13 protein-coding genes are annotated in these 16,386 nt (G+C 73.5%); 7 read left to right on the top strand and 6 right to left on the bottom strand.

The annotated features are described in order from the left end of the window. Window positions 1-55: 55 nt before the first annotated feature. The gene (locus AC0OLQ_RS10555) at window positions 56-793 is read right to left on the bottom strand and encodes a GntR family transcriptional regulator (RefSeq protein ID WP_357333227.1); all 738 of its coding nucleotides are present in this window, start codon (window positions 791-793) and stop codon (window positions 56-58) included. A gap of 190 nt (window positions 794-983) precedes the next feature. Here AC0OLQ_RS10555 and iolC point away from each other — a divergent pair, with 190 nt between their 5' ends. From iolC to iolD, 4 genes are read left to right on the top strand one after another with little or no spacing between them, the layout of a single operon-like run. After that, complete coding sequence (iolC, locus tag AC0OLQ_RS10560; RefSeq protein WP_484531163.1) at window positions 984-1,967, top strand: 5-dehydro-2-deoxygluconokinase; 984 nt, start codon at window positions 984-986, stop codon at window positions 1,965-1,967. Continuing rightward, window positions 1,964-2,851, top strand: coding sequence for a Cgl0159 family (beta/alpha)8-fold protein (locus AC0OLQ_RS10565; RefSeq protein WP_357333225.1), 888 nt, complete (start codon window positions 1,964-1,966; stop codon window positions 2,849-2,851). The genes iolC and AC0OLQ_RS10565 overlap by 4 nt, the downstream gene beginning before the upstream one ends. After that, window positions 2,848-3,744 (top strand): 5-deoxy-glucuronate isomerase, encoded by an 897-nt coding sequence (gene iolB / locus AC0OLQ_RS10570; protein WP_484531164.1) that lies wholly within the window; start codon window positions 2,848-2,850, stop codon window positions 3,742-3,744. The genes AC0OLQ_RS10565 and iolB overlap by 4 nt, the downstream gene beginning before the upstream one ends. Next, window positions 3,744-5,588, top strand: a complete 1,845-nt coding sequence (iolD, locus tag AC0OLQ_RS10575) for a 3D-(3,5/4)-trihydroxycyclohexane-1,2-dione acylhydrolase (decyclizing) (RefSeq protein ID WP_484531165.1) — start codon at window positions 3,744-3,746, stop codon at window positions 5,586-5,588. The genes iolB and iolD overlap by 1 nt, the downstream gene beginning before the upstream one ends. Window positions 5,589-5,715: 127 nt before the next feature. Here the strand turns inward: iolD and AC0OLQ_RS10580 are convergent, their stop codons facing one another. Continuing rightward, window positions 5,716-6,156, bottom strand: a complete 441-nt coding sequence (locus tag AC0OLQ_RS10580) for an ATP-binding protein (RefSeq protein ID WP_484531166.1) — start codon at window positions 6,154-6,156, stop codon at window positions 5,716-5,718. After that, window positions 6,095-7,441, bottom strand: a complete 1,347-nt coding sequence (locus tag AC0OLQ_RS10585) for an MFS transporter (RefSeq protein ID WP_484531167.1) — start codon at window positions 7,439-7,441, stop codon at window positions 6,095-6,097. Before AC0OLQ_RS10585 ends, AC0OLQ_RS10580 begins: the two co-directional genes overlap by 62 nt. A gap of 483 nt (window positions 7,442-7,924) precedes the next feature. Here AC0OLQ_RS10585 and AC0OLQ_RS10590 point away from each other — a divergent pair, with 483 nt between their 5' ends. Then, the gene (locus AC0OLQ_RS10590) at window positions 7,925-9,127 is read left to right on the top strand and encodes a S1 family peptidase (protein ID WP_484531168.1); all 1,203 of its coding nucleotides are present in this window, start codon (window positions 7,925-7,927) and stop codon (window positions 9,125-9,127) included. Window positions 9,128-9,288: 161 nt separating this feature from the next. After that, window positions 9,289-10,929, top strand: coding sequence for a glycoside hydrolase family 10-like protein (locus tag AC0OLQ_RS10595; RefSeq protein WP_484531169.1), 1,641 nt, complete (start codon window positions 9,289-9,291; stop codon window positions 10,927-10,929). A gap of 36 nt (window positions 10,930-10,965) precedes the next feature. On the opposite strand, the gene katG is transcribed toward AC0OLQ_RS10595, so the two are convergent. Then, window positions 10,966-13,161, bottom strand: coding sequence for a catalase/peroxidase HPI (gene katG, locus AC0OLQ_RS10600; RefSeq protein WP_484531170.1), 2,196 nt, complete (start codon window positions 13,159-13,161; stop codon window positions 10,966-10,968). A 185-nt stretch (window positions 13,162-13,346) separates the two neighbouring features. Beyond that, on the bottom strand, window positions 13,347-14,537 hold the full coding sequence (locus tag AC0OLQ_RS10605; RefSeq protein WP_484531171.1) for an MFS transporter: 1,191 nt from the start codon (window positions 14,535-14,537) through the stop codon (window positions 13,347-13,349). A gap of 163 nt (window positions 14,538-14,700) precedes the next feature. On the opposite strand from AC0OLQ_RS10605, the gene AC0OLQ_RS10610 reads away from it, so the two are divergent. Further along, complete coding sequence (locus AC0OLQ_RS10610) at window positions 14,701-15,588, top strand: redoxin family protein (RefSeq protein WP_484531172.1); 888 nt, start codon at window positions 14,701-14,703, stop codon at window positions 15,586-15,588. 14 nt (window positions 15,589-15,602) lie between these two features. Here the strand turns inward: AC0OLQ_RS10610 and AC0OLQ_RS10615 are convergent, their stop codons facing one another. Next, window positions 15,603-16,319 (bottom strand): DUF1223 domain-containing protein, encoded by a 717-nt coding sequence (locus AC0OLQ_RS10615; RefSeq protein ID WP_484531173.1) that lies wholly within the window; start codon window positions 16,317-16,319, stop codon window positions 15,603-15,605. Window positions 16,320-16,386 lie beyond the last annotated feature (67 nt).

Raw genomic sequence — 16,386 nt, forward strand, 5'->3', positions numbered from 1 at the left:
TGACAGCCTGACGACGTAAATACCTGTCACTGAAATGAGCGCGAAACATCCACCGTCACCGCTCGGCGACGGTCACCTCGAGGGAGTAGCGGCTGGCCCGGTAGATGTGGGCGCCGTGCTCGACGTAGCGGCCCTGGTCGTCGTACGCGGTGCGGGTCATGGTGAGCAGCGGCGCGCCGCGTCGCTCACCGAGCATCTGCGCCTCCGCGGCGGTGGCCGCCCGCGCCCCGATCCGCTGGTGGGCGCCGCGGATCCGCCGCCCGCCGGCGCGCAGGATCGCGTAGAGGCCGTCGGCCTGCAGGGCCGCCATGGTGAGCCGCGGCTGGTCGACCGGGAGCCAGTTCTCCATCAGCGCCAGGGGTTCCCCGTCAGAGAAGCGCAGCCGGCGCAGGTGCTGCACCTCGCCGCCGGGTGGCACGCCGAGCGCCGCGGCGACCGCCGGCGGGCAGGACACGGTGGCCAGTTCCAGCACCGAGGTGGACGGCCGCTGGCCGGCCCGGACCAGGTCGTCGTGCAGGCTGGTCAGCTCGACGGCCCGACGGACCTCACCCCGGACCACCTGCGTGCCCACGCCGCGCCGGCGGATGATCAGTCCCTTGTCGACGAGATGCTGGATGGCCTGCCGCACGGTGGGCCGGGACAGCCCCAGCCGGTCGGCCAGTTGCAACTCGCTGTCCAGGCGGTCGCCCGGGGCCAGGTCACCGCGCTGGATCGCCGCGGCGAACTGTTCCGCGACCTGGAAGTAGAGCGGGACCGGGCTGCTGCGGTCGACCGCGATCTCGGGACCGGTCACGGAAACCTCCTCGCTGCGGCTGAGCGGGATGGGGGCGTGCTGCTGGCCGCCACTGTACCGAAGCGATCACCGAGAGCAGAGCACGGATGTCATGACAACACATTGACACAACTCGTAGAGCACTGTTACCAATCAGGGACGGAATCGAGCTGGCGGACACGCCGACGCCGGCCGGGACGGAGGGCGCCGCATGCTCGATGTGCTCACCATCGGCCGGGTCGGGGTGGACATCTATCCGTTGCAGGTCGCCACGCCGCTGGCCGAGGTGGAGACGTTCGGCAGGTTTCTCGGCGGCAGCCCCACCAACGTGGCGGTCGCGGCCAGCCGGCAGGGGTTGCGCGCCGGGGTCATCACCCGCACCGGCGCCGACGCGTTCGCCGACTACGTGCACCGGGCGCTGCGCGAGTTCGGTGTGGACGACAGCCAGGTCCGCCCGGTCGACGGGCTGCCCACCCCGATCACCTTCTGCGAGATCTTCCCGCCGGACCACTTCCCGCTCTGGTTCTACCGCACCCCCACCGCCCCGGACCTCCAGATCCGCCCCGAGGAGCTGGACCTCGACGCGATCGTCTCGGCCCGCGTCTTCTGGCTCACCGGCACCGGCCTGTGCCAGCAGCCCAGCCGCGACGCGCACGCCGCCGCGCTCGCCGCCCGGGCCGGCCGCCCGCACACCGTGCTGGACCTGGACTACCGGCCGATGTTCTGGCCCGACCCGGCGGCCGCCACCGCGGCCGTCGCCGAGGTGCTGCCGCGGGTCACCGTCGCCGTCGGCAACCTCGACGAGGTGGAGATCGCCGTCGGCACCCGCGACCCGGACCGGGCGGCCGAGCTGCTGCTCGAACGCGGGCCCCGGCTCGCCGTGGTCAAGCTCGGCCCGGCCGGGGTGCTGGCCCGCACCGCGGAGCAGAGCGTACGGGTGCCGCCGGTGCCGGTGGACGTGGTCAACGGGCTCGGCGCCGGCGACGCGTTCGGCGGCGCGCTCTGCCTCGGGCTGCTGCGCGGCTGGCCGCTGGAGCGGACACTGCGCTTCGCCAACGCCGCCGGGGCGATCGTCGCCTCCCGCCTGGCCTGCTCCGCCGCCATGCCCGACTACGCCGAGACCGTGGCGCTGGCCGGGGACGCCGCGCCGCGTCCGGCGTCGTCGACCGCCGTCCTGACAGGAGAAGACCGGTGAGCACCGAGTACGACGCGCTGACCCGCACCCGCGCGCACCGGCCGCAGGCGATCGCCGAAGCCGCCGCCCGCCGTACCCGTCGGCCCTGGCCGGAACCCGGCCGGCCGCTGTTCGTCATCGCCGCCGACCACCCGGCCCGCGGCGCCCTCGGGGTGCGGGACCGGCCGATGGCCATGGCCGGGCGGGTGGACCTGCTCGACCGGCTGCGCGTGGCGCTGTCCCGACCGGGCGTCGACGGTGTGCTCGGCACCCCCGACATCCTGGAGGACCTGCTGCTGCTCGGTGCGCTGGAGAACCGCCTGGCCATCGGCTCGATGAACCGCGGTGGCCTCTCCGGCGCCACCTTCGAGCTCGACGACCGGTTCACCGCCTACGACGCCGACAGCATCGCCGCGATGCGCTACGACGGCGGCAAGATGCTCTGCCGGATCGACCCGGACGACCCGGGCACCGCCTCCACCCTCCAGGCCTGCGCCCAGGCGGTCACCGCCCTCGCCGGGCACCGCACCGTGGCCCTGGTCGAGCCGCTCTGGGTGACCCGCGACGGCGGCCGGGTCAGCGCCGACCTGCGCCCGGAGGCGGTCATCAAGGGCGTCAGCGTCGGCCAGGCGCTCGGCGCGACCAGCGCGTACACCTGGTTGAAGCTGCCGGCCGTCGACGAGATGGAGCGGGTCATGGCCGCGACCACGCTGCCGGTCCTGCTGCTCGGCGGCGACCCGGTGGAGGCGCCGGACCTGGTCTACGCGCGGTGGGCGCGGGCGCTGCGGCTGCCCGGCGTGCGCGGCCTGGTGGTCGGCCGGGCGCTGCTCTACCCGCCCGACGACGACGTGGCCGCCGCCGTGGACGTGGCCGGCTCGCTGCTGCCCACCGGGCAGGACGCGTGAGGACCGGCGACGCCCACCTGCCCTGGGGCGGCGCCGCCCGCGCGCCCTGGGCGGTGGAGGTCACCCCCGAACGGGCCGGTTGGACCTACGCCGGGCTGCGGGTGCTCACCCTGCCCGCCGGCGGGGCGGTCAGCTTCACCACCGGCGACGAGGAGATGCTGGTCCTGCCGCTGGCCGGCGCCGCCACCGTGCACTGCGACGGGTTGCGGCTCACCCTGACCGGACGCACCTCGGTGTTCGCCGCGGTCACCGACTTCGCCTACCTGCCCCGGGACGCCGACGTGACCATCCGGGGCGCGGGACGCTTCGCCCTGCCGTCGGCGCGGGCCGCCCGCCGGCTGTCGCCCCGCTACGGCGCGGCCCGGGACGTGCCGGTGGAACTGCGCGGCGCCGGGCCGGCCAGCCGGCAGGTCAACAACTTCTGCGCGCCGGACGCCTTCGACTGCGACCGGCTGGTCGCCGTGGAGGTGCTCACCCCCGGCGGGAACTGGTCCTCCTACCCGCCGCACAAGCACGAGCAGGACCGAGCGTACGACGACGGGCGGGTGGAGGCGGCACTGGAGGAGGTCTACTACTTCGAGGTGGCCGGCGGCGAGCCGGGCGACGGCCCGGTGGGCTACCAGCGGGTCTACGGCACCGCCGACCGGCCGATCGACGTGCTCGCCGAGGTGCGCACCGGCGACGTGGTGCTCGTCCCGTACGGCTACCACGGGCCGTCGATGGCCGCCCCGGGCTACGACCTCTACTACCTCAACGTGCTGGCCGGACCCGGCACCGCCCGGACCATGGCCTGTGTGGACGACCCCCGGCACGGCTGGATCCGGGGCAGCTGGGCCGGCCAGCCGGTCGACCCGCGGCTGCCGCTGACCCGGCCCGGAACGAAAGAGGCGTGATGCCCAGGTTGACGGTGGCGCAGGCGGTGGTGGCGTTCCTGGCCCGGCAGTGGTCGGAACGCGACGGGCGGCGGCAACGGCTCATCCCGGCCTGCTTCGGCATCTTCGGCCACGGCAACGTCGCCGGGATCGGCGAGGCGCTGGCCACCGCCGGCCCCGACCTGCCGTACCACCTCTGCCGCACCGAGCAGGGCATGGTGCACACGGCGGCAGCGTACGCCCGGATGACCGACCGGCTCAGCACCCTGGCCTGCACCACCTCGATCGGCCCCGGCGCGACCAACCTGGTCACGGGTGCCGCCGGCGCCACCATCAACCGGCTGCCGGTGCTGCTGCTGCCCGGCGACATCTTCGCCACCCGGGTGGCCAACCCGGTGCTGCAGGAGCTGGAGGACCCGCGCTCCTACGACATCAGCGTCACCGACGCGCTGCGGCCGGTCTCCTGCTACTGGGACCGGATCAACCGGCCGGAGCAGCTCCCGGCGGCGCTGCTGGCCGCCATGCGGGTGCTCACCGACCCGGCGGAGACCGGCGCGGTCACCCTCGCCCTGCCGCAGGACGTGCAGGCCGAGGCCTACGACTGGCCCGACGAGCTGTTCGCCGAACGGGTCTGGCACGTGCAACGCCCCCGCGCCGACGAGGCGACGCTGGCCCGGGCGGCCGGGATCGTGCGTGCGGCCCGGCGGCCGCTGGTGGTGGCCGGCGGTGGGGTGATCTACAGCGGGGCCACCGAGGCGCTGCGCCGGTTCGCCGAGGAGCACGGGGTGCCGGTGGCCGAGTCCCAGGCCGGCACCGGCGCGCTGCGGCACGACCACCCGCTCGCCCTCGGCGCGGTCGGCGTCACCGGGACCACCGCGGCCAACGAGATCGCGGCCGGCGCCGACGTGGTGATCGGGGTGGGCACCCGCTACAGCGACTTCACCACCGCCTCCGGCACGCTGTTCGGCGACGACGTGCGCTTCGTGAACCTGAACGTCACCGGGTTCGACGCGGCGAAACTGTCCGGCACGCAGGTCGTGGGCGACGCGCGGGAGAGCCTCGCCGCCCTCGACGAGGCCTGCGCCGGCTGGGCCACCGAGCCGGCGTACCGGGAATCGGTGACCCGGCTCCGCGAGCGGTGGACGGCCGTGGCGGACCGCGCCCGGCACGCCGCCCCGGACGCGCCGCCCACCCAGACCGCGGTGATCGGCGCGGTCAACGACGCCGCCGGCCCGCGCGGCGTGGTGGTGTGCGCGGCCGGGTCGATGCCCGGGGACCTGCACCGGCTGTGGCGCAGCCGCGACCCGAAGAGCTACCACGTCGAGTACGGCTACTCCTGCATGGGCTACGAGATCGCCGGCGGGATCGGGGTGAAGCTGGCCGCGCCGGAGCGCGAGGTGTTCGTGCTGGTCGGCGACGGGTCCTACCTGATGCTGCCGAGCGAGCTGGCCACCGCGGTCGCCGAGGGCGTCAAGCTGGTCGTGGTGCTGGTCGACAACTCCGGCTTCGCCTCGATCGGCCGCCTGTCGGAGAGCGTCGGCGCGCACCGGCTCGGCACCGCCTACGTCGACCGCACCGGGGCGCCGCTGCCGATCGACCTCGGCGCCAACGCGGCCAGCCTCGGCGCCGACCTGATCCAGGTGTCCACCATGGCGCAACTACGGGCGGCCCTGGCGACGGCGAAGGCGGCCACCCGGACCACCGTGGTGCACGTGCGGACCGACCGGTTCGAGGCCGGCCCGGACGCCGGCGCGTGGTGGGACGTGCCGGTGGCCGAGGTGTCGACCACCGCGGAGGGGCGGACCGCCCGGGCCGCGTACGAGGCGGGGCGCAAGAGCCGGCGCACCCACCTGCGTCCCGGCTGACCGGTCCCGCGATCCTCTGGTCCCCGGCCGGTCACGATCGGCGTCCACGCCGCCGGCTTCGAGCCGCTGCTGGCACTGCTGCCGACCGACTGAGCGCGCAGTCTCCTGGACGTCACGAGCGGGTGCGTCAGCGCAGCCCGATGCTGACGGTGGCGGTCATGCCGTCGGCGCGACGGTGCAGGCTCAGGGAGTCGGCCAGCTGATCCGCCAGCCAGAGGCCCCGGCCACCGGCCACGTCGCCGGCGGACAACTGGATCGGCGGCGAGTCGGCGCGTGCGCCCTGGTCGACGACGTCGCAGCTCAGGATGTCGCCCTGCCGCCGCAGGTGCAGGTAGCCCGTCCCGCCGCCGTGGCGTACCGCGTTGGTGGCCAGCTCGTGGACGGCCAGCACGAAGTCCTCGGCGGGCTCGCCGGTCAGCCCCACCGCCGCGACCCGCGCGGCGACGGCATGCCGCAACTCCGTGATGGTGGCGGCGGTGAACTCACGGGAGAGAAGCGGCGGCGACTCACCTCGCGCGTGTCCGGCCCCGGTCCAGTTGCTCTCGGCCGGTGGCCCGAAACCGCCCATGAAAAGAGGTTACCCGGATTCCGAATATCCGCCCGCGTTGCCCCGGCCGACGCCCGGGCAGGACGGCGAGCCCGGCGGCCACCACGCCGAGGGCGATGGTCGCCACCGCGCACAGCAGCAGCGTGTGACGGGGGCCGATGCCGGTCGTCAGCGGCCCGCCGAGCATGGTGCCCAGCGGCACCGCCAGCACGATGACCGCGCCGTAGGCGGCCAGGGCCTGCGGAAGTGCCGCCGTGGTGGTGCTGCGCTGGAACAGCGCCATCGACGTGGACCGGTAGGGCGCCCAGACGAGGCCGGCCAGGGCGAAGGCCGGCAGCGACAGACCGACGGGCGCGGCCAGGCCGAGCGGCAGCATGGCGACGCCGAACCCGACGACGATGCCGATGGTGGTGGGCCACAGCCGCCAGCGGTGCAGGTAGCCGGTGGCGAGCCCGCCGAGGAGGGAGCCGGCGCCGAACGCCGTGTAGTACAGCCCGAGGGTCGTCGCGGAGCCGTGCAGGTCCTCGGTGACCAGGACGGGCATCGCCGCGTAGAACGGGCCGAAGAGGAGGAAGAACGCGAAGGTCAACGCCAGCAGGCCGCGCAGGGCCCGGTGGTGGCGGATGATGCCGAAGCCGGCCGTGCGGGACGGCGCGTTCTCCGTCGGGTCTGCTCGCCCGCCTCCTGGAAGGGCGAGGCGGTAGGTCAGGGCCAGGACGGCGAAGGTGACCGCGTCCAGCGCGATGACCCAGACCGGACCGGCCGCACCGATCAGCACGCCCGCCAGCGGGGGGCCGATGATGGTGGCGGTCTGTCCCAGGATGGCGAGCACCGCGTTGGCCGGCAGGTGATGGCGCTCGGGCAGGAGCTCGGCGATCAGGGTGAAGCGCCCGGCTGAACCCCACGAGTGCAGCAGTGAGGACGCCGCGAGCAGGGCCACGTACAGGCCGATGCTGAGCGCGCCGGCAAGGTGGGCGACGGGGATCGCCGCGAGGGCGGCGGCGCGCAGGACGGCGTCCCAGCCGGCGAGCTGGGCGCCGCTTCGACCGGCCAGGAACCGGCCGAAGACCAGGGTTCCGGCGGCACTGGGCAGGGTGTACGCCGCCACCGCGAGCGCCGTCCAGGTGCCGCGCTGACCTGGGGGCGCGAGCTGCAACGCCAGCCAGGTCACGGCGACCAGCGCCATGCCGTTGCCCAGGGCGGACACCGCGAGTCCGGGCAGGACCCGTCGCAGCAGCGGATGGCTCACCACCGGCCAGTAGGGCGAGGAACGCGGAAAGCGGCGCGTCATGGTGTCGGGCGGCATGTCGCCACCCGACACGACGTGGGCCACCTACCACAACGAAATCGCCTGAGGGCAGAAGGCGAACCTGCCGGGCCGACCCTCACGTGGTTCCCCCGATCGCCCAATGTCGGCCATTCGACATGGTGCGAGCGCCGAGCGGATTTTTCTTCGTGAAAAGCGGTGGAATATGCACGGAGAGGCGGCCGGAAAAGCGAGCGCACATGCCGTCTCGTGTTCTTCTCAGACGGCCGCTCGGAATTGCGCATTGGGCGGTGTCGTTCCTGGTCAGAGGTTCGAGCGAGCAGGCGGGGAACCGGCAATGGTCGCACGCCGACCCGGGTCGGGTAAATGGCTGAGTCCGTTTGGTAGCAGGAGCCTGGTGAATGGGATTCACCGCTTCAGAATTCGAGTGCGACCGGGGAAATTGTCGCCCCGGCGGCTCTCACCTCAGGAGGTAAATCCCCATGAGTCAAATGACATCCGGCGGACGCGGGGGGGACGGTCATGCGCCGCACCCTTTTCGCGTTGGCCGCCGCGATCGTCGCCACCGGAGCGTTCGGCACCCCGGCGGTGGCCGACGGCAAGCCCGTCACGCCGTCGACCCAGCCGGCCGAGGCCGTGCCGGGCGGGTTCTCCAGCTGGCGTGAGCTGTTCGCGGCGCAGGACCGCCTCAACGCGGCCGCCGGTGAGATCACCGCCGCCCGGGGCGAAGGGTTCGCCGGCGTGGTCGCCGCGCCGGAGGACCGCAAGCTCACCGTCTACTGGAAGGGCTCGGTGCCCGGGTCCGTCCGGGACCTGGCCAAGCAGCTCTCCGTACCGGTGAAGTTCAAGCCGGCCCGGTTCCACCAGCGCGAGATGGTCGCCGAGGCGCAGCGGCTCGCCGCCGACCCGCGGGCGGTCTCGGTGGCCGCCAAGGTCGACGGCAGCGGGCTCGCGGTGACCGTCACCGGGAAGGCGCTGGCGGCGGGCAAGCGGGACCTCCTGCGTACCGCGCGGCTGCCGCTCAGCGTGAGCACCGCGTCGAGCCCGACGCTGCTCAACCGGCAGAACGACTTCGCCCCCTACTGGGGTGGGGCGCGCTACTACGCCGCCGGCGGCTGCAGCACCGGCTTCGGGGTGTACTGGAACGACGCCCGCCAGATCCTCAGCGCCGGGCACTGCGGCGCGAACGGTCAGGTGGCGTACGACGGTGGTGGCCCCACCAACACGATGGGGCCGATCATCAACGACTGGAACCCGCGGGACACCCTGATGATCAGGGTCGCGGCGGGCGGCCGGATCTACACCGGACCGTACAACGCCGCCACCAGCATCGGGGTCGGCGGGGCCGCGTCGGACTACGTCGGCAACTACGTGTGCACCGGCGGTGCCTCGAGCGGTGAGCACTGCAGCCTGCGGGTCAGCGTCGTCAACCAGTTCGTCAACGTCGGCTACGTGATCGGGCCGGTGACGCAGGCCAACCACATCGTCGCCGGGGGCTGCGCCGCCGCGCCGGGCGACAGCGGCGGGCCGGTGTACTCATACCGGTCGGACGGGCGGATCGACGCTCGCGGCACCGTCTCCGCCGGGGTGACCGGCACGGCGGTCTGCCCCGGCGTGGTCGCCAACGGCTCCAGCACCGTCTGGTACGCCCCGCTGCTGCGGCCGGTCGGTGACGCGCAGATCGGTTCGCTGACCTACTACGGCGCCTCGCTCATCCAGGGCTGAGGCTCCGCGCCCCACAGTCGGCGTACCGCAGATGCGAGCAGCGTGGGCCGGTCCGCGACGGGACCGGCCCACGCCGCCGCCCCGGGCCGGCCGGCCTTAGGTGACCGTTAAGAAGCGGTTCCGGCCGGTTCCCCCACCGGGCGCGCTGGCAGACTGGGGCGATGCCCTCCGTCGATCCGCCCGTTCCCCGCCGTCGTACCCGCACACTCGTCGCAGTGGTCGTCGCGCTCGCCGTGGCCGGCGCGGTCGGCGCCTGGTCGCTGCGGGACCGGGTCGTCGGCGACGGTGGCGCGCCGCCGCCGGGCGACGTTGCCGGGGCCACCGGCGCCGCGGGCGGTGGCCCGGACTGCGCCGGCCGGCCGGCCCGGGCGACCCGCGAACTGCGCGGCATGTGGATCACGACGGTGAACAACATCGACTGGCCGAGCCGGCGAGGGCTGCCGGCCGAGGCGGCGCGGGCCGAGTTCCGGGGCTGGTTGGACCTGGCGGTCCGGCGCAACCACAACGCGGTCTTCGTGCACGTGCGGCCGAGCGGGGACGCGCTCTGGCCGTCGAGCTACGCGCCGTGGTCGGAGTGGCTGACCGGGCGCCGCGACGGCCGCGACCCGGGCTGGGACCCGATGGAGTTCATGGTCGCCGAGGCGCACGCCCGCAACCTGGAGTTCCATGCCTGGTTCAACCCCTACCGGGGCGGCCAACCGGCCACGGTGGGCGGACCGGGTCCCCGCCTGGACCAGCTCGCGCCGACCCACCCGCTGCGGCAACACCGCGACTGGGTGGTCACCTATCCCAGCGCCGACCGGCCCGGCAGCCGCCTCTACTTCAACCCCGGCATCCCGGAGGCCCGCCGGTTCGTCGAGGACGCGATGCTGGAGGCGGTCCAGCGGTACGACGTCGACGGGGTCCACTTCGACGACTTCTTCTACCCGTACCCCGAGGCGGGACAGGACTTCCCGGACGACGCGGCGTTCGCCCGCTACGGCGGGCGCTTCGCCGACAAGCACGCCTGGCGGCGGGACAACGTGAACACGCTGGTCCGGGAGATGAGCGAGCGGATCAAGGCGATCAAGCCGTGGGTGAAGTTCGGCATCAGCCCGTTCGGGATCTGGCGCAACAAGCGCACCGACCCGGCCGGCTCGGCCACCGCCGGCCTGCAGAGCTACGACGACATCTACGCCGACACCCGGCTCTGGGTACGCCGGCAGTGGCTGGACTACGTCGTGCCGCAGCTCTACTGGCACATCGGGTTCGGCAAGGCCGACTACGCCAAGCTGCTGCCGTGGTGGGCGGCCGCGGTGCGGGGCACCCGGGTGCAGCTCTACATCGGCCAGGCCGACTACCGGGTGGGTGAGCGCGGCGCCTGGCGCGACCCGGCCGAGCTGGACCGTCAGCTCGCGCTGAACCGGAAGCACGGGGTGAGCGGAAGCGTGCACTTCAGCGCCCGGCAGGTGCGCGCCGACAAGCTCGGGGCGGTCAGCCGGTACAGCGACGCGCACTACGCCGCGCCCGCGCTGCTGCCCACGATGGCTCAGCTGCCGGCGGCGCCCCCGCCCGCACCCGCGCTCACCGGCGCGCGGCGTCAGGACGCCGCCGGGGTGCTGCTGACCTGGCGTGGCGACGACGCGGTGAGCTTCGCCGTCTACCGGGTGGACGGCGGCGCGGCCCGGCTCGTGGGCACCACCCGCGGTGGTGACTGGGTGGACCGCACCGCCCCGGCCGGTCAGCCGCTCACCTACTGCGTCGCCGGCCTGGATCGCAGCGGGAACCAGGGCGGCCTCAGCGCTCCGGCGTCCGTCGCCTGACCCTCCGGCTGCCCGACGGGCGCGCCGGGGCCTCGGTCAGGCCAGGTCGTACCGGTCCAGGTTCATCACCTTGACCCAGGCCGCGACGAAGTCCCGGACGAACTTCTCCTGGCCGTCGCGGCTGGCGTAGACCTCCGCGATGGCGCGGAGCTGCGAGTGCGCGCCGAAGACGAGGTCGACCGCGGTGGCGGTCCACCGGATCTCTCCCGTGACGCGGTCCCGGCCCTCGAACACGTTCTCGGCCGAGGCGGCCGGCTTCCACTCCGTGCCGATGTCGAGCAGGTTGACGAAGAAGTCGTTCGTCAACGCCCCGGGCCGGTCGGTGAGGACGCCGTGCCGGGCCTGCCCCACGTTGGCGTCCAGGGCCCGCATGCCGCCGATCAGCACCGTCATCTCGGGTGCGGTCAGCGTGAGCAGGTTGGCCCGGTCCAGCAGGAGGGTCTCCGGCGGCAGCTTCTGTCCGGCGCGCAGGTAGCTGCGGAACCCGTCCGCCTTCGGCTCGAGCACGGCGAACGCCTCCACGTCCGTCTGCTCCTGGGCGGCGTCCGTGCGCCCCGGTGCGAACGGGACCGTCAGGTCGTGCCCGGCGTTCCTCGCCGCCTGCTCGACGGCCGCGCACCCGCCGAGGACGATCAGGTCGGCCAGCGAGATCCGCTTCCCGCCGGACGGTGAGCTGTTGAACTCCTGCTGGATCCGCTCCAGCGTCCGCAGCACCGTGGCGAGCTCGGCCGGCTCGTTGACCTCCCAGTTCCGCTGCGGTTCGAGGCGGATCCGCGCCCCGTTGGCCCCGCCCCGCATGTCGGTGCCGCGGAAGCTCGCCGCAGACGCCCACGCGGTCCGGGCCAGCTGGGCGACGGAGAGCCCGGAGGCCAGGAGCTTGCTCTTGAGGGCCGTGACGTCCACGTCCCCGACCAGCTCGTGGTCGACCGCCGGGACGGGGTCCTGCCACAGTTGCGGCTCGGGTACCCACGGGCCGAGGTAGCGCGTGACCGGCCCCATGTCGCGGTGCAGCAGCTTGTACCACGCCCTGGCGAACGCCTCCGCGAACTGGTCCGGGTTCGTCATGAAGCGCCGGGAGATCTGCTCGTAGGTCGGGTCGAGGCGCAGCGCCAGGTCCGTCGTGGCCATCATCGGGGCATACCGGACCGACGGGTCGTGCGGCGCGGGCACCGCGTCCGCCCCGGCGCCGCCCTTCGGCCGCCACTGCTTGGCGCCGGCCGGGCTCTCGGTGACCTCCCACTCGTAGCCGAAGAGGGTTTCGAAGAAGCTGTTGTCCCACGTGACGGGGGTGGGGGTCCAGGCGCCCTCCAGCCCGCTGGTGATGGTGTCCTTGCCCTTGCCGCTGCCGAAGGAGTTCTGCCAGCCGAGGCCCTGCTGCTCGACCGGGCAGCCCTCCGGCTCGGGGCCGACGTACTCGGCGCCGGCGGCGCCGTGCGTCCTGCCGAACGTGTGGCCGCCGGCGATCAGGGCGACCGTCTCCTCGTCGTCCATGGCCATCCGGCGGAAGGTCTCGCGGATGTCCCGGGCGGACGCGAGCGGGTCCGGCGTGCCGTTCGGGCCCTCCGGGTTGACGTAGATGAGGCCCATCTGTACGGCGCCGAGCGGGCCGGCGAGTTCCCGCTCGCCGCTGTAGCGCTCGTCTCCGAGCCAGGTGTCCTCGGGCCCCCAGAAGATCTCCTCGGGCTCCCACACGTCCTCCCGCCCGAAGCCGAAGCCGAAGGTCTTGAAGCCCATCGACTCCAGGGCGCAGTTGCCGGCGAAGACCAGGAGGTCGGCCCAGGAGATCTGGCACCCGTACTTCTGCTTGACGGGCCAGAGCAGCCGGCGCGCCTTGTCGAGGTTGGCGTTGTCGGGCCAGCTGTTCAGCGGGGCGAAGCGCTGTGCGCCGTCGCCCCCACCGCCGCGGCCGTCCTCGATCCGGTACGTGCCGGCGGCGTGCCAGCTCATCCGGATGAAGAGCGGCCCGTAGTGGCCGTAGTCGGCCGGCCACCAGTCCTGCGACGTCGTCATGACCTCGAAGAGGTCCCGCTTCAGCGCGTCGACGTCGAGGGACTGGAACTCCTCGCGGTAGCTGAAGTCCTCGCCCATCGGGTCGGCCCGGGTCGAGTGCTGGCGCAGCACCTGCAGGTTCAGCTGGTTCGGCCACCAGTCCTGGTTGGTCCTCGGTCGACTCGGCCGGGGAGTCGGGGCCGGGATTGCCGGGTTCTCGCTCTCGCTACCGTGCTCGGGCACGTCGATTCTTCCTCCCTGCCGTGCTGGCTCGTCCGTCAACTCCAGTTCGTGACCACGCAGGGCAGTATGCGCCAATTTCTTCTGGTTGTGGCGATTCGCCGGAATAGCACGGGCTCGTCGTTCGCTCCGGAGGGCTGGGCCGAGAAGGCCGCGGAAGGGATCAAGCCCGGCGCTGAGGACGTGGCTCACCCGGGTCGCGTCCGGCTCGTTCCGCGCAGCCCGAGCAGGGCGATCACGGCGAGGATGATGACGGCGACCGCGTACTCCTCGGCGGTCCGGCGCAGGCCGCCGCCGTGGACCACCAGGAAGCCGGCGATGACCGTCGGCAGGCCGAAGCCGATGTAGGAGACGATGTAGAGCAGGGAGAGCACGCTGGCGCGCTCGTGCGCCTCGACCAGCGGCGTGACGGTCTTGAGGCTGCCCTGGAAGCCGCCGCCGAAGCCGACGCCTCCGAACGCGAGGCCGACGAAGAAGCCGGTGATGGAATCGGCGGAGACCGACACCAGCGTGATGATCATGCCGAGGACGAGCGCGGTGATGCCGGTGAGCATGACGGTCCGCGCGCCCCGGTCGCGCAGCACGAGGATGGCGACGGACCCGAAGACGGCGAAGACGAAGATGCTCAGACCCCCGGCCACGATCGACGAGTTCATGAGGGCGCGTACCAGCGCCGGGCCGAGCGCGCCGAAGAACCCGGCCAGCGCCCAGACGGCGAAGACGACCGGTGCGACGACCAGCAGGGGCCCGCGCACCGCGCGGGGCAGCGTGATCTCCGGCCGCAGGCTCCGTAGCGCCCCCGCCATCGGCGTGACCGTCTCCGCCATGAGCACCACCCCGACGCCCTGGATCAGCAGGACGACGAGCAGGACGAGGTACACCAGGCGCGTCGGCGCGGGCAGGTACTGGACGAGCAGCGCGGAGAGCAGGGCACCCACCCCGGTGCCGATGCCCGGGGCGATCGAGTTGGCGAGCGTGCCGCGAGCCCGGTCGATGTCGAGCATGGCGGCGGCCGCCGTGCCGGTGGCGGCGCCGGCCGCGACGCCCTGCACGACGCGGGCGGCCACCAGCGTGGGTACGCCGCCAGCGAGGACGAAGATGACCAGCGAGATGATCTGGACCGCGATCGCGGCGAGCAGGACCGGTCGCCGGCCGACATGGTCGGAGAGCTTGCCGACGGTGAGCAGGGTGGCCAGCACCGCAACGGCGTAGACGGCGAACACCGCCGTCGTGGTGATCGGCGAGAAGTGCCAGCGCGCCTGGTAGATCCCGTACAGGGGGCTCGGGGCCGTCGACGCGGCGACGAAGGACACGATGATCGAGGCGAGCAGGAACAGGGCGCCGCTCCGCGCGGGGCGCCTCGACTGGTCGATGCTCATCAGGCCTGCTCCTCGGGTGAGCGGCGGGGACGACTGGCCGCCCTCCCTGCCGGCCGGCGCAGCGGAGTACCCCGTCCGGCCCGTCGCACGCGACACCGACGGGGCCCGGCGCGAAGTCCGCGTTCCGTCTCGCCCGGTCCGGCCCGCGGCTAGCGTGCTGGACATGGCGCGGCAGATCCCCGCTCTCGACGTCCAGCGGTGGGTGAACTCGCCCCCGTTGACCCCGGAGGCGCTGCACGGCCGGGTGGTTCTGGTCGACATCTGGGAGTACACCTGCGTCAACTGGATCCGCACCGCGCCGTATGTGAAGGCGTGGCACCGCGACTACGCGGACCCGGGCCTGACCGTCATCGGGGTGCACGCGCCCGAGTTCGAGTTCGGCCGGCACGCGGAGCACATCGACCGGGCGATCCGCGACCACGGGCTCACCTATCCCGTCGCGCTCGACAACGACTTCACCCTCTGGCGGGCCCTCGGCAACGACGCCTGGCCGGCGAAGTACCTCTTCGACGCGGACGGGCGATTCGTCGAGCGGTGGGTCGGGGAGGGCGACTACGAGCGGGTCGAGTCGGAGATCCGGCGACTCCTCGAGATCAGGGCGCCCGGCACCGCGCTGCCGCCGGTCAGCCCCGAGGTCTCGGCGTTCGTCACGGCCGGCCAGCCCTCCTACGTCGGCATCACGCCCGAGACGTACCTCGGCGCCGACCGGGGTGTGCCGGGCACGTTCAGCCTGGCCGGTGACTGGCGCAGCGGCGGCGAGTACGTCGAGCTGAGCAGCGGCGGGGGCGAACTCGCCCTGCCCTTCAACGCCGGGGAGGTGAACCTCGTCGTCGATCCGGGACCCACCGGGCAGGCGCCGGTCCAGGTGCTGCTCGACGGGATGCCGATCGGCGCGGAGCGGGGCGCCGACGTGGGGCCGGACGCGATCGCGCGGATCGACCGGCCGGCCATGTTCCGGTTGGTCGCCGGCGCGTCCCGGGACGACCACCTGCTGAACCTGCTCACCGACCGGCCCGGCTTCCGCGCGTACGTCTTCACCTTCGGTCCGTGACGCGGCGCCGCGGCTCAGGCCGACAGGTCGACGGCGGCGGCGCCGACGACGGCCCGCTCGCCCTCCTGCTGCACGTAACCCACCACCGAGGCGTGCCGGGAATCGAGGCCCGGCGGCACCGCCAGGTCCACCCGCCCCTGCTCGGCGCCGAGGCCCACCGAGGTGAAGGCCCGCACCACGTTGTCCTGCCGCAGCCGGCGCCCGGCGTTCTCGCCCCGCGGGACGTCGTTCTCCAGGCCCCGTTCCACGACCGCCACGTGCAACATGCCCCGCGCCGGTGGCCGCTCGGCCTGGTAGTCCACCACCACGTGCCCGTCGCCCGCGTCCCCGACCGACAGGGCGAGCGGCGTGGTGGCCCCCACCGACAGCGCGGACGCGATGGCCTCGCCCGCCCGCCGGCGGTCGGAGCCGACGAACTCGGTGGTGCCGTTGACCACCATCTGCGGCGTGTACAGGTGTCCGGTGCCGAAGGCCCGCGCGTACGCCTCCTGCCGCGCGGTATAGGCCCCGGCGGCGTAGGGGTCGGGCCAGCCCAGGTGGTCCCAGTAGTCGACGTGGAAGCCGAGGGCGAACACGGGCTCGCCCCGCTTCCGGGCGTCCCGCTCGATCTCGGTCAGCACCTCCTCGGCGGGCGGGCAGCTCTCGCAGCCCTGCGAGGTGAACAGCTCCACGACGGCGAAGCCGCCGTTGCCCGACGGTGGCGGCGACCCGGTGGGCGAGGGGTCCGTCATGGCCTGGCTCCTTCGTCCGTCGGTCCTGCTGGCGGCACTCCGATTCCCGCTGGCGTCGGGACCATTC

Source organism: Micromonospora sp. Utrum1 (assembly GCF_057197805.1).

Excerpts from the sequence above, each read along its gene's own strand:
- AC0OLQ_RS10595 (WP_484531169.1), top strand. The coding sequence starts at position 9,289 with ATGCCCTCCGTCGATCCGCCCGTTCCCCGCCGTCGTACCCGCACACTC.
- AC0OLQ_RS10605 (WP_484531171.1), bottom strand. The coding sequence starts at position 14,537 with ATGAGCATCGACCAGTCGAGGCGCCCCGCGCGGAGCGGCGCCCTGTTC.
- AC0OLQ_RS10610 (WP_484531172.1), top strand. The coding sequence starts at position 14,701 with ATGGCGCGGCAGATCCCCGCTCTCGACGTCCAGCGGTGGGTGAACTCG.
- iolD (WP_484531165.1), top strand. The coding sequence starts at position 3,744 with ATGCCCAGGTTGACGGTGGCGCAGGCGGTGGTGGCGTTCCTGGCCCGG.
- iolC (WP_484531163.1), top strand. The coding sequence starts at position 984 with ATGCTCGATGTGCTCACCATCGGCCGGGTCGGGGTGGACATCTATCCG.
- AC0OLQ_RS10615 (WP_484531173.1), bottom strand. The coding sequence starts at position 16,319 with ATGACGGACCCCTCGCCCACCGGGTCGCCGCCACCGTCGGGCAACGGC.
- AC0OLQ_RS10585 (WP_484531167.1), bottom strand. The coding sequence starts at position 7,441 with ATGCCGCCCGACACCATGACGCGCCGCTTTCCGCGTTCCTCGCCCTAC.
- AC0OLQ_RS10580 (WP_484531166.1), bottom strand. The coding sequence starts at position 6,156 with ATGGGCGGTTTCGGGCCACCGGCCGAGAGCAACTGGACCGGGGCCGGA.
- AC0OLQ_RS10590 (WP_484531168.1), top strand. The coding sequence starts at position 7,925 with ATGCGCCGCACCCTTTTCGCGTTGGCCGCCGCGATCGTCGCCACCGGA.